At 49.9% G+C, this 12,382-nt stretch carries 15 protein-coding genes; all 15 read left to right on the plus strand.

Going from position 1 to position 12,382, the window contains the following annotated elements; all coding sequences use genetic code 11:
- Window positions 1–21: 21 nt before the first annotated feature.
- The 15 genes from WH37_RS18205 (at window position 22) to aroC (ending at window position 12,381) form a co-directional block, all read left to right on the plus strand.
- Window positions 22–1,536 (plus strand): sugar ABC transporter ATP-binding protein, encoded by a 1,515-nt coding sequence (locus WH37_RS18205; RefSeq protein ID WP_046232028.1) that lies wholly within the window; start codon window positions 22–24, stop codon window positions 1,534–1,536.
- Window positions 1,536–2,522 (plus strand): ABC transporter permease, encoded by a 987-nt coding sequence (locus WH37_RS18210; RefSeq protein ID WP_046232029.1) that lies wholly within the window; start codon window positions 1,536–1,538, stop codon window positions 2,520–2,522. The genes WH37_RS18205 and WH37_RS18210 overlap by 1 nt, the downstream gene beginning before the upstream one ends.
- Before the next feature lie 147 nt (window positions 2,523–2,669).
- Window positions 2,670–2,981, plus strand: coding sequence for an HU family DNA-binding protein (locus WH37_RS18215; RefSeq protein WP_074904845.1), 312 nt, complete (start codon window positions 2,670–2,672; stop codon window positions 2,979–2,981).
- 127 nt (window positions 2,982–3,108) lie between these two features.
- Window positions 3,109–3,330: a trp RNA-binding attenuation protein MtrB gene (gene mtrB / locus WH37_RS18220; protein ID WP_046232031.1), complete on the plus strand. Its 222-nt coding sequence runs from the start codon at window positions 3,109–3,111 to the stop codon at window positions 3,328–3,330.
- A 301-nt stretch (window positions 3,331–3,631) separates the two neighbouring features.
- Window positions 3,632–4,255 carry a hypothetical protein gene (locus WH37_RS18225; protein ID WP_046232032.1) on the plus strand — a complete coding sequence of 208 codons (624 nt, stop codon included), beginning with the start codon at window positions 3,632–3,634 and terminating at the stop codon, window positions 4,253–4,255.
- A 142-nt stretch (window positions 4,256–4,397) separates the two neighbouring features.
- Window positions 4,398–5,267 carry a heptaprenyl diphosphate synthase component 1 gene (locus WH37_RS18230; protein ID WP_046232033.1) on the plus strand — a complete coding sequence of 290 codons (870 nt, stop codon included), beginning with the start codon at window positions 4,398–4,400 and terminating at the stop codon, window positions 5,265–5,267.
- A 10-nt stretch (window positions 5,268–5,277) separates the two neighbouring features.
- Window positions 5,278–5,994, plus strand: coding sequence for a demethylmenaquinone methyltransferase (locus tag WH37_RS18235; RefSeq protein WP_046232034.1), 717 nt, complete (start codon window positions 5,278–5,280; stop codon window positions 5,992–5,994).
- Window positions 5,991–6,866, plus strand: a complete 876-nt coding sequence (locus tag WH37_RS18240; protein WP_046232035.1) for a UbiA-like polyprenyltransferase — start codon at window positions 5,991–5,993, stop codon at window positions 6,864–6,866. The genes WH37_RS18235 and WH37_RS18240 overlap by 4 nt, the downstream gene beginning before the upstream one ends.
- Entirely contained in the window at window positions 6,860–7,495 is a 636-nt protein-coding gene (locus WH37_RS18245; RefSeq protein ID WP_046232036.1) for a UbiX family flavin prenyltransferase, read from the plus strand. The genes WH37_RS18240 and WH37_RS18245 overlap by 7 nt, the downstream gene beginning before the upstream one ends.
- Window positions 7,485–8,339 (plus strand): menaquinone biosynthesis protein, encoded by an 855-nt coding sequence (locus WH37_RS18250; protein ID WP_046232037.1) that lies wholly within the window; start codon window positions 7,485–7,487, stop codon window positions 8,337–8,339. Before WH37_RS18245 ends, WH37_RS18250 begins: the two co-directional genes overlap by 11 nt.
- A gap of 8 nt (window positions 8,340–8,347) precedes the next feature.
- Window positions 8,348–9,322, plus strand: a complete 975-nt coding sequence (gene hepT, locus WH37_RS18255) for a heptaprenyl diphosphate synthase component II (protein ID WP_046232038.1) — start codon at window positions 8,348–8,350, stop codon at window positions 9,320–9,322.
- Window positions 9,323–9,349: 27 nt separating this feature from the next.
- Complete coding sequence (gene ndk / locus WH37_RS18260; protein WP_046232039.1) at window positions 9,350–9,793, plus strand: nucleoside-diphosphate kinase; 444 nt, start codon at window positions 9,350–9,352, stop codon at window positions 9,791–9,793.
- Window positions 9,794–9,826: 33 nt separating this feature from the next.
- Window positions 9,827–10,612, plus strand: a complete 786-nt coding sequence (locus WH37_RS18265; RefSeq protein ID WP_046232040.1) for a CheR family methyltransferase — start codon at window positions 9,827–9,829, stop codon at window positions 10,610–10,612.
- A 66-nt stretch (window positions 10,613–10,678) separates the two neighbouring features.
- Complete coding sequence (locus tag WH37_RS35635) at window positions 10,679–10,846, plus strand: hypothetical protein (protein WP_074904843.1); 168 nt, start codon at window positions 10,679–10,681, stop codon at window positions 10,844–10,846.
- A gap of 365 nt (window positions 10,847–11,211) precedes the next feature.
- Window positions 11,212–12,381, plus strand: coding sequence for a chorismate synthase (gene aroC / locus WH37_RS18275; protein WP_046232042.1), 1,170 nt, complete (start codon window positions 11,212–11,214; stop codon window positions 12,379–12,381).
- The last annotated feature ends 1 nt before the right edge of the window (window position 12,382 follow it).

Below are 12,382 nucleotides of genomic sequence, written 5' to 3' on the forward strand. Positions count from 1 at the left end.
AGGGATGGAGAGATGCAAACGATGAGTGCAAACAAACAATTGCAAATGAAGGGAATCCGGAAAGCTTTTTCCGGCATTCCCGCTCTCCGGAATGTTGATTTTATCTTGCATAGCGGCGAGGTTCATGCGCTGCTTGGCGCCAATGGCGCGGGCAAAAGCACGCTGATGAAAATTTTATCAGGGGCCTACAGCCAGGATGAAGGAACCATTGTAATCGATGGACAGCAAGTTCATATCAGTTCGCCAGGGGATGCCAAGTCATTGGGCATCCATTGTGTTTATCAGGAGGTTGATACCGCTCTGGTTGCACAGCTTAGCGTAGTGGAGAATGTCATGCTGGATCGCATTTCGGCGAAAGGAAGCAAGGCGTGGCTGAACTGGGGCAAGCTGGAGAAGGAGGCAGAGGAAACTCTGGCTCGTTTAGGTGCGCGTATTCCCGTTCGGAGGAAGGCTGGAGAGCTGACGCTTGCGGAAAAACAGCTCGTATTAATTGCGCGCTTGCTGACCGAGAAAGCCAAATATGTCATTTTTGATGAACCGACCGCCCCTTTGAGTTTAGAAGAAGCGGAGCGGTTATTCCGTGTTATAGCCCAGCTTAAGTCAGAAGGAATCGGCATCGTATTCATTTCCCATCGCTTGCCGGAAGTATTCCAAATTTGCGATCGTGTAACCGTTATGCGTGATGGAGAGAGGATCGTTACCGAGGCTGCAGCGGCCATGACGATGCAGGACGTCGTCCACGCCATGCTCGGACGAGTGTTCGAGGAGGAGTATCCGAAGCTTGAGGCGGCAATTGGGAAGCCGCTTCTGAACGTATCCGGCATCCACCTTGGGCATCAGGTTAAGGATGTCAGCTTTGATGTGAAGAGTGGCGAAATCGTCGCGATAGTTGGCCTTGTTGGAGCGGGGAAAACGGAGCTTTCCAGGCTGCTGTTCGGTGCAGACAAAGCGGATGGCGGTACGGTAAGCGTAAATGGACAGGCCGTCAATTTGGCTTCGCCAGCAGATGCTTTTAAAGGCGGACTCGTGCTTGTACCGGAGGAGCGCCGCAAGCAGGGGATTTTGGTAGAGGAGTCTGTAAAAAACAATCTCAGTCTGCCGATTTTGAGCGCGTTGTCCAAGCTCGGCTTTTTGTCAGGGAAACGTGAGACGAATAATGCTGAAGCTGTAATTGGGCGACTTGGCGTCAAAACCTCCTCGCCGGAGCAGAAGGTCGCGCACCTAAGCGGCGGAAATCAGCAAAAGGTGTCCATTGGCAAATGGCTGCCTACCGGCGCAAGCGTGTATTTGTTTGATGAGCCGACAAAAGGTGTGGACATCGGCGCCAAAAGCGATATTTTCAAAATTATCGGTACGCTCGCAACACAAGGAAAAGCAATTGTGTATTTGACTTGCGAATTTGCCGAGGCGATCGGTATTGCCGACCGGATTATGGTTATGTGCGACGGGAAGCTCGTCAAGCAGTTTGGACGCGGTGAAGCGACGCAGGAGAAGCTGATGCTATATGCCAGCGGTGGAAAGGATGAAACGGTGTAATGGAGAAGTTTTCAAGCTTTTTATTTAAATATGGCTCGCTCATCGTTATTGCAATTGTCATTTTATTTTTCTCATTATGGGATGAGCATTTTTTCACTTATGCCAATCTTTCTGATATTTTGCGTTCGATTTCCATCGTGACCTTTGTTGCGATTGGCGTAACCTTTTCGCTGACGGTAGACGGCTTTGACTTGTCGGTTGGCTCGACAGTGTCGCTGACAACGGTTGTAACCGCCGCTATGATGGTGTGGTTTGAGCAGCCGCTTATCGTTGTACTTATCGTGGCGATCGCGATCGGCGCCTTGGTAGGGCTGCTTAACGCGCTGCTCATCGTGCGCATCCGAATTCCGGATCTGCTCGCTACGCTTGCTGTGATGTACATTGTAGCCGGCATTCACAAAACGTATACGAAGGGCTACTCGATTTACAACAATATGCCGATGCCTGACGGCTCGACTGCGCCGGGCGTTTTCAACAGCTCCTTCCTATGGCTGGGACAAGGCAAAATCGGCCAAATTCCGGTACCTGTTATTTTGATGGTCATTGCTGTTATAGTCGTCCATCTGTTTTTCAAATACAGCAAATGGGGACGTCAAATGCAAACGACAGGCGGCAATGAAGAAGCAGCCCGCTTGTCCGGCATCCGCGTTCGCCGCATTCGTACAGCCGCATATGTGGCTTCAGGGGTGTTCGCTGCGATTGGCGGGGTATTGTTTGCCGCACGCGTTGGAACCGGGCAAATTGACGCTGGAGCGCCTATGATGATGGAGGCCGTAGCGGCCGTATTCGTAGGTTATTCCGTGTTTGGCGCGGGCAAGCCGAATGTGATCGGTACTTTTTTTGGCGCGCTGCTGATCGGGGTGCTGCTCAACGGTTTGACCATGATGAAGGTGCAGTATTATTCCAATGATATTGTTAAAGGTGTCGTGCTCGTTTTGGCGCTCGCCGTTACGTTCATTCATCTGAACAAACGCCGAAATGGCTAGCCTATTTTAATGAGAATCGTGAAAAAATGCGGAAACGCGCTGAAATACTTGAAATTGCCAAACGGCTGTATTACTATAGGTTTGGTAAATGCATAGAAAACTATGGCATGTATATTTTTAGGTAATTCCGTTAATAAGAGGGATAAGATGACTCTTCATTTGCCTAATAGGGAGGTGAAACGAATGAATAAAACGGATTTGATCAACAAGGTTGCTGAATTATCCGATCTGTCCAAGAAAGATGCGACTAAAGCAGTTGACGCTGTATTTGATGCCATCTCTGATGCGCTTCAAGGCGGCGACAAAGTCCAACTGGTTGGCTTTGGCAACTTCGAGGTTCGCGAGCGTCAAGCTCGTAAAGGACGCAATCCGCAAACCGGTTTGGAAATTGATATTCCGGCTAGCAAAATCCCGGCTTTCAAGCCAGGCAAATCGCTTAAGGATCTCGTATCCAACTAACAGCAGCATTCGTTAAATCGGCGTCCGGACGTTAGCGTTCGGGCGCTTTTTAAATAGATATGCGTTTATAAGTGTGACACTTATAAACGACCTGTCTATCAGAGAGGAACGACAAGGGGGATGGAAAATGGAGCCGACAAACAGCGATTTTATCGTCATTAAGGCGAAGGATCAAGGGGTACAGGTTATCGGGCTGACCCGCGGACAAGATACGAAGTTTCATCACACCGAAAAGCTGGATCGCAACGAAGTGCTGATCGTGCAGTTCACAGACCATACTTCAGCCATTAAGGTGCGGGGAAAAGCGGTCATCATGACGAAGCATGGCCAAATAGAGACCGACCAATAGCGACCTGCCGCTCCCTTCTGCCTTGATGCAGGGCGGGAGTTTTTTTATGGCGGAAACAGCCGCTCCAGGCATAGGCGGGACCAAATGTTTGTACAATGGGTATGAGGACATAAACGTGCGTACACACTTGGTATAAAAGGGCGTAAACGGCTTTTGCCATCAAATCACGGCAAAGCCGTTTACGCTTGAAATATAAGGATGAATGAGGCTTGCTGCTCATCATAAGGCTTATATTTCTCCGCGAAACGAGCTTTTGCCACTAAGTTGGCAAAGCCGTTTACGCTTGAAAGGGGCGGTTATAATGCGTATGGCAAGGCCTTATTTGCTGGCGCTGGTTTTTGTGCTTGCTGTAATGGCGGGGCTTTCCCTGCTGCCGGATATGCGAAAGTCAGAGTCGGGCACGGATGTGGCTGTATTTCGGCCATCTGCTGCAACAAGGCTGACGAACAGCAATCTTGTTGATATGATGATTGGCTTGCAGCTGGCTACGCCTATTTTACGGGTGGAATGGGAGAATTCACTGCTGACAGTGGAGTTTAAAGTGAAGGCGGGAAAAGGACTGCCGGCAGAATGGACTCGCGATGTAGAGCAATTGCTGCGGTTGTCTTTTGCCAGGATGGAAAATGTGAACCGGGTACTGATCCGTTATGCTGTGCCGGCAGATGAGGCAGCTTTGCCAAGCAATGCAAGCGTTGCAAGGGGAGAACGAACGGATCTTGCAGACAGTACGACAAAATCACGGCTGCTGCTTGCTGCGGACATTCGTCGCACAGACAGCTGGCTCGCAAGCCTTGGGGAGCTTGGCAACGCTGATCCGCTGCATGACGAAATATGGCGGGAGAGGCTGCGTATGAGCAACACATCGGAGTGGACGAAATGGTATGGGCCGGTGCCTACTTATTCTACCAGACCTGCTGCGGAGTAAAGATTAATGACCTGCTCCGCCTTTCTGCTTGAAAAATTGCCAATCCTGTGGGCAGCTTCATATGCTTCTTACATAAAGTTGTGCTATAATAGTTTAGATTATTGAGCGGCAATATCTGCTTCTCTGTTCGGAGGCTTACCCCATGAAACCGTATCGTGTACCACAATTAGCGAAAAAGTACGTCGATTATGACATGATTCAAAACCATACGCAGCTTCCTGCTTTTCCCGATTCGCGTCTGCACCTGCTTCAAGCTTTCCTTAGCGAAACCCGCTCCTATGCCGAGAAGGCCGAGCTATTCGCGCTGGTGCTGTCTTTAGTGCAGCTAGGGCTGGATACGCATGATGAAATTGATGTAGAGGATGGAAGCCGCTCGGAGCGCGAGATGCGTTCAAGGCAGCTCAAGGTGCTGGCCGGCGATTATTTCAGCGGACGATTCTATCAACTGCTTGCACAAGCTGGCGAAATTACAATGATAGCCAAGATCAGTCAGGCGGTATGCGAAGTCAACGGGCTGAAAATAACTCTTTATTTACGTATGCAGCAGACTGCCATTCAGGCTGACGATTATTTTAGCAGCATGGTGCAGCTGAAGAGTGAATTGTTTCTTGCCTTTCAAGATTTGCTGGAAGGTGCAGCGGCCCTTTATTGGACGGAGCTGCTCCACGCTCTGAGCCGCTGCGAGATTGTGCTGGAGGAGCTGGCGCGCTGCAAGGTGCCTGCACGTTTTCACCAGAGCTGGGCTTACTGGCATGTTCTGCAGGTAGGTACGGCAGAAGAGCTTCAAATGCTGAAAGGTCAGCAGACTGAGGCTGGTTTCATTAGCGGCTTGTTTAACAAATATAATATTCATGCCAAGCTTGCTGCGCTGCTGCAGCAGGCTGTGGAAGATGTCCGGATGATCGCGGGCAAGCTGGAATCAGACAAGCTGATTCAGGAGCTGCAGCACATTATGGATGCGGTGCTTTACAAGATTGCGGGTTTTGCTCCCGCTCTCAACGAGACGAGGTGACCTTAGACGAATGGATGCAAACTCCAAGGGGCATGTACATGCTGTATTTGAAAACATTGCTCCCAAATATGATTTAATGAATGACCTGCTAAGCTTTCGGCGTCATAAGGCGTGGCGGAAGTTCACTATGCGCAAAATGAATGTACAGCGTGGTCAGACTGCGCTTGACTTGTGCTGTGGCACCTGCGACTGGACGATATCGCTAGCCCAGGCCAGCGAGAGCGGGGCCATTAGCGGACTTGATTTCAGCCAAAATATGCTGAATGTTGGCCAACAGAAAGTGAAGCAGCTGTCACTCGACAAGCAAATTACGCTCGTGCAGGGCAATGCGATGCAATTGCCCTATGAGGATAATTCATTTGATTATGTAACGATTGGTTTCGGCCTGCGCAACGTACCCGATTATTTGCAGGTGCTTAAGGAAATGCGCCGTGTCGTGAAGCCAGGCGGGCAAGTCGTATGCCTGGAGCTTTCAAAGCCGGGCTGGCAGCCATTCAAGGCCTTATATTATTTATATTTTGAACGGATTTTACCTATGATCGGCAAGCTGGTAGCCAAGCGATTCCAGGAATATAAATGGCTGCCGGATTCATTAAAGCTTTTTCCTGACCTAAAGCAGCTGTCCGCACTGTTTGAAGAAGCAGGGCTGGAGCAGGTGAAAGGCTACCCGCTGACTGGAGGCATTGCTGCGCTGCATATAGGCATAAAGGAGAAGAAGCCAACATGATTCGCAAAATACGCATTATTCTTGAAATGATTAAATTTGAGCATACGATATTTGCGCTTCCCTTCGCTTTTATGGGAGCGATTCTGGGCGCTGTTGTCATGGAGCAGCGTCTTCCTTCTTGGGCGGAAATCGGTTGGGTTACATTAGCGATGGTAGGCGCCCGAAGCGCAGCGATGTGCCTCAATCGCCTCATTGATGCGGCGATTGATCTGCGCAACCCCCGCACAAGCAACCGAGCCATTCCGGCAGGCTTGCTGAAGTCAGCGGAGGTGCTTTTGTTTACGGTTGTATCCTTCGTACTGCTGTTCATTGCCGCGGCTAATCTGGCTCCGCTGGCGATGAAGCTGCTCCCGATTGCTGTCGTATTGCTGGTGCTCTACTCTTATACGAAGCGTTTCACTTGGTTGTGCCATGTTTTTCTCGGCTTGACGATCGGGTTGTCGCCGCTTGGCGGCTGGGTAGCCGTTACGGGCGGCTTTAACATGGCAGCATGGGTTTTCTATGTGACGATTGCGCTGTGGATTGCCGGTTTCGATATCGTCTATGCAACGCAGGATTATGAGTTTGACCGTAAGGAAGGTTTGAACTCCATTCCTGCTAGATTCGGCGTAGCGAAGGCGCTGTGGATTGCCCGCAGTTTCCATATGGTGACGGCGGTAGGTTTTATCACGTTATTTATTTTGACAGATTTGAGCTGGGTTTATTTGCTTGGAACGCTGCTTGCCATCGTTATGCTGTTCTATCAGCATTGGCTGGTGCGTCCAAACGATCTTTCCCGCGTTCAGCTTTCATTTTTCGGAATGAATGGCACATTAAGCGTCGTTCTGTTTTTGTTTGCGATTATTGATTTGATGGTAGTGCACAAATGGTAGGGGGCGGATCTGCTGGCGCGGCAGGCAGATGGGTTGTCGGCATTACTGGGGCGAGCGGCTCCATCTACGGCATTCGGCTGGCAGAGGAACTGCTCAGAACGGGCTTTGACGTCCATCTCGTTGTAACCGAGGCTGGCTGGAGAGTGCTTAAGGAAGAGCTGGGCTGGGAGACGAGCCGCAGACAAGCTGCTGTCGAGCTGCATTTTGCAGAGGCAGTGCGGGCGAAGCGGCTTGTTTTGCATCCGAATGCAGATATTGGGGCTAGCATTGCCAGCGGCTCTTTCCGTGTCCAGGGAATGGTCGTTGCGCCATGCTCCATGGGTACGCTCGCTTCCATAGCTCACGGCATTTCCGATGATTTGTTGTCCAGGGCAGCGGACGTGATGCTTAAGGAAGGGCGCAAGCTGCTGCTGCTGCCTCGTGAGACACCGCTGCATGCTATTCATCTGGAAAACATGCTGAAGCTTGCAAAGCTGGGTGTAACGATTGTTCCAGCTATGCCGGCCTTTTATTATAAGCCGCAATCAATGGATGACATGATTGATTTTCTGGTTGGCAAATTATTAGACTGCATGGGAATTGAACATGCTTTGTTTACAAGATGGGGGGATGGGCCTGATGCTGACTAAAGACAGCTTGCCCCTGATGATCGGAGAAATTGATTATGCCAATGCATGGCCGCTATTTGTAGGTCTTGATCAGCGTCTTGACGCTTCTGAACTAGGGCTGTGCTCCCGCATTCCAGCGGAGCTGAACCGCAAGCTGCGCGAAGGCGAGCTTCAGGCTTCGGCCGTCTCGTCTTTCGCTTACGGCTTAAACAGCAAGGAATATTTGCTGCTGCCGGAGCTATGCGTAGGATCGGAGGGCCGGGTTAATTCGGTTATGCTGTTCCTTAAGCAGCCGATTGAGCGAGTGCGTCCACAGCGAATTGCGGTAACAACCGCTTCAGCAACTTCCGTCAATTTGCTCAAAATCCTTATGAAGCTTTATTACGATCTTGACGCGGAATATATTCCTGCTGAGCCGGTGCTTGACCAGATGCTAGAGGATGCGGATGGGGCGCTCATCATTGGCGATCCGGCTATTCATGCTTCGTGGAGAAGTGAAGAGCTGCACATCATCGATCTTGGCGAGCTATGGCATCGCTGGACAGGCCTCGGCATGACCTTTGCGGTTGTGGCGGTTCATAAGGAGGCGGCAGCCGCCTTTCCTCGAGAAATTCATGATCTGCATCAGGCGATGCTTGCGACTAAGCGCCACAATCTTGCGGACTTGACCACACTCATGGACAAGGCTTGCGACGAGCTTGGCGGCGAACGCGCGTATTGGCTGGACTATTTTACATGTCTGCAATATGATTTCGGACAGAAGCTGCGCGAGGGACTGGCGCTGTATTTCCGTTATGCCACACAATTAGGCCTGCTGGACCACGAGGTTCAACTGGCGTTCTACGAAGACAATTCTGCCGAATAGGTGAAAGAATGAAACTATTAGATATGTACGCAAAATTAAAAGGCGATATAACGCAAATAGAGAAGGAGCTTGAACGCAGCGTCACTTTCGAGCATAAGCTGCTGAGCGAGGCATCCCTTCATCTGCTCAAGGCAGGCGGCAAAAGGCTGCGTCCTGTTTTTGTGCTGCTTGCCGGCAAGTTTGGGCGCTACAATCTGGAGGTCATGAAAAAAATCGCTGTGCCTCTTGAACTGATACATATGGCCTCGCTTGTCCATGACGATGTGATTGATGATGCGGCTACCAGACGCGGCCAGCCTACGGTAAAGGCCAAATGGGACAACCGGGTTGCTATGTATACCGGAGATTATATTTTCGGAAGAGCACTTGTTATCGCCACGGAACTGGGCAACCCGCAAATTCATCAGGTGCTGTCCAAAGCGATTGTACAAATGGGCATTGGTGAAATGGAGCAAATCCGTTATTTTTTCAATACGGATCAAACCCTTCGTCATTATTTATTGCGCATTAGGCGTAAAACCGCATTGCTCATTGCAGTAAGCTGCCAGCTTGGAGCTATAGCGGCAGATGCGGACAGAGAGACGGCGAACCGGCTTTATGAATATGGCTACAATGTGGGCATGGCGTTTCAAATTCGCGATGATTTGCTTGATTTGTTCGGAACCGAGAAACAGATTGGCAAGCCGCCAGGCTCCGACATTAGGCAGGGCAACATTACGCTGCCCGTTATTTTGGCTTTGCAGGATGAAGCAAACCGCGAGCGGCTGCTTGTAGAAATTGCCCGTATTCGCGAGCATAATGGCAATGTGGATACGCGAGAAGCGATTGAATTGATCAAAAATAGCAAAGGCATTCATGTCGCTGAGCAGCTCGCTGCAAAGTATGTCGAGAAAGCACTCGCTGCCTTGAAGGAATTGCCGTCTCTTCCGGCGAAGAAGAACTTATCCGATATCGCACATTTTGTCGGCAAACGCAATTATTAATAAAGATGCGAAAAGGAGCTGCTACAAGTGGAAAGAACTTTTTTGATGATTAAGCCTGACGGTGTTCAACGCGGCCTCATTGGAGAAATTATGTCGCGCTTTGAGCGTAAAGGGCTTCAATTGGTTGCAGCCAAGTTTATGACCGTAAGCACCGAGCTGGCGCAAAAGCATTACGAGGAGCATGAAGGCAAGCCTTTTTATGAGCCGCTTCTAGCGTTTATTACTTCTGGCCCCGTGTTTGCGATGGTGTGGCAAGGCGATAACGTCATTGCGCTAACCCGTGCTTTGATTGGTAAGACGAACGCAGTGGATGCGCTTCCAGGCACGATTCGCTCTGATTTTGCTGTACATACGAATTATAATTTGATTCATGGCTCCGATTCGCCCGAAAATGCCATACGGGAAATTTCCATTTTCTTCACTCCTGAACAGCTTGTGGAATACGAACAAACGATGCAGCGCTGGGTTTAGCCAGTTGCAATACAAACGGAGGCTGAAGGCATAATGACGGACGATCGGGATTTTGCAACGTTTATCCAGAAGATGAGAGATAAGACCAACATTGATTTATCGCAATACAAGGAAGCGCAAATGAAACGCAGGCTCACGACGCTGCGCATGAAGCACGGATTCCAGACATTCGATGAATACTGGAGAAAGCTGGAGAATGACCGTACTTTGATGAATGAATTTCTCGACCGGATGACGATTAACGTCTCGGAGTTTTGGCGTAATCCGAACCGGTGGGAAGTGCTGAAAAATCAGTTTTTTCCAGAAATGCTGCAAAACAGCAGCCGCCTGAAAATTTGGAGCGCCGCGTGTTCAACGGGCGAGGAGCCTTATACGCTGGCGATGATTTTGACGGAGATTGGTGCGATTGGCAAATCGTCGATTTTGGCGACGGATCTTGATAATATCGTGCTTCAAAAGGCGCAGGAGGGCATTTATTTAGAGCGTTCGCTTAAGGACGTGCCGCCAGCGTTCCGTCAAAAATATTTTGCTCCAGATCATGGGGCCTTTGCTGTGTCGAACGATTTGAAAAAATCAATCCAGTTCAAGCAGCAAAATATGCTGCATGATACGTTTGACAGCGGATTCGACCTCATTGTGTGCCGCAATGTTATGATTTATTTTACCGAGGACGCGAAGCGCATTTTGTACCATAAGTTTGCAAAAGCTTTGAAGCCGGGCGGCATTTTGTTCGTCGGCAGCACGGAGCAGATTTTTTCGCCAGCCCAGTATGGTTTTGATACGGCGGATACGTTCTTTTACAGAAAAACGAGCAATTAATGTATATCGTCATCCTGGTTCTCCTATACTAGTGGTAGTCAACACCATTTGGAGGCGGAACGAAAGATGGATAAACGCAAAGTGATTCAAGCCTATAAGCTTGGCATTATATCGATTCAGGAGTGCGCGCAGATTTTGGGGCTGGACAGCAGCCAATTGTCTGGATTATTGAAAGCCCAGCAGCTCGCTTCCGACTATGCGGATTCGCAGAGCAAGCGTACGGTAAATAGCTAAGGGAAGGCCCATAGAGGGTCGTCGTTTGAAAAAGAGCAGGATCAGGTGCCATATCAGGCTTCTGATCCTGCTTTTTTTGGACATATAGGAAAGGATATGATTTTTCCTTCCTTTCTCTATATGTCTCGGACTGAAACGCGCCGCGCCGCCAAAGGACGGCGGCAGCCGTTTCACCTTGAGATAAAAATGGCGATTGGACGCGGATTGGCGGTGCGCATTTCTTGTCAAACCCGCAAGGCTGTACTATAATGAGCAAAGATGTTTAGGGTAGCTGATGATAGCATGCGCCTAATAATCGGCTGAATGCGCACGCTTGCAGCGCTCAAGCCATGTTAGGTTGTTTGCGTTGAAGGAGGAGCTTTAGGTTGAGTTTACGTTATTTGACAGCGGGGGAAACACATGGTCCCCAATTGACCGCCATTATTGAGGGTCTTCCTAGCAATTTAACCATTGATTTTGAGGAAATTAATTTTCAGCTTCACCGTCGCCAGAAAGGTCATGGCCGCGGTCGTCGCATGCAAATTGAGAAGGATACGGCGAATATTGTCGGTGGCGTTCGTCATGGGCGAACAACTGGCGCTCCAGTAGCGCTAATTGTTGAGAACAATGACTGGAAGCACTGGACAAGCGTTATGAATATCGCTCCGATTGAAGGCGGAGATGAAGAGAAGCGCCGGGTACACCGTCCGCGTCCTGGACATGCGGATTTGAACGGCGGCTTGAAATATAATTTGAAGGATCTTCGCAACGTACTGGAGCGCTCCAGTGCCCGTGAGACAGCAGCACGTGTAGCGGTAGGCGCGGTAGCACGCCAGCTGCTTGCTGAATTCGGCATTAAAGTGGGCGGACAGGTTATCCGAATTGGCGAAATTGAAGCGCCGGCGAACCAATTGCCACTGGATGAGCTCATTCGTATTACGGAAGAATCGCCTGTACGCGTTGTTGATAAAGAGACGGAAGAAAAAATGACCGCTTACATCGACCAAATCAAAGCCGAAGGAGATTCCATCGGCGGCGTGGTTGAGTGCATTATTGAAGGCGTGCCAATCGGGCTTGGAAGCCATGTTCAATGGGATCGCAAGCTGGATGCGCGCATCGCTGGCGCCGTTGTATCGATTAACGCCTTCAAGGGCTGTGAAATTGGTATCGGCTTTGAAGCAGCGAAGCTTCGCGGCTCGCAGGTGCATGATGAGATTTTGTACACAGCAGAGGAAGGTTATACACGTGCAACGAACCGTCTAGGCGGATTCGAGGGCGGTATGACCAATGGCGAGCAAATTGTCGTCCGCGGCGTTATGAAGCCGATTCCAACGCTTTACAAGCCGCTTCGCAGCGTGGATATTGACACGAAAGAGCCGTTCACAGCGCAAGTAGAACGTTCCGACAGCTGTGCAGTTCCGGCTGCGAGCGTTGTTATGGAGCATGTTGTTGCTTTTGAAGTAGCGAAAGCATTTCTTGAGAAGTTCGGCGGCGATTCCATTGAGGAAATCCGCTCGAACCTGAATCAATACCTTGAGCAAATAGGCAGGTACTAAA

It is taken from the genome of Paenibacillus algorifonticola (genome assembly GCF_000971975.1).
Lineage (GTDB): Bacteria > Bacillota > Bacilli > Paenibacillales > Paenibacillaceae > Pristimantibacillus > Pristimantibacillus algorifonticola.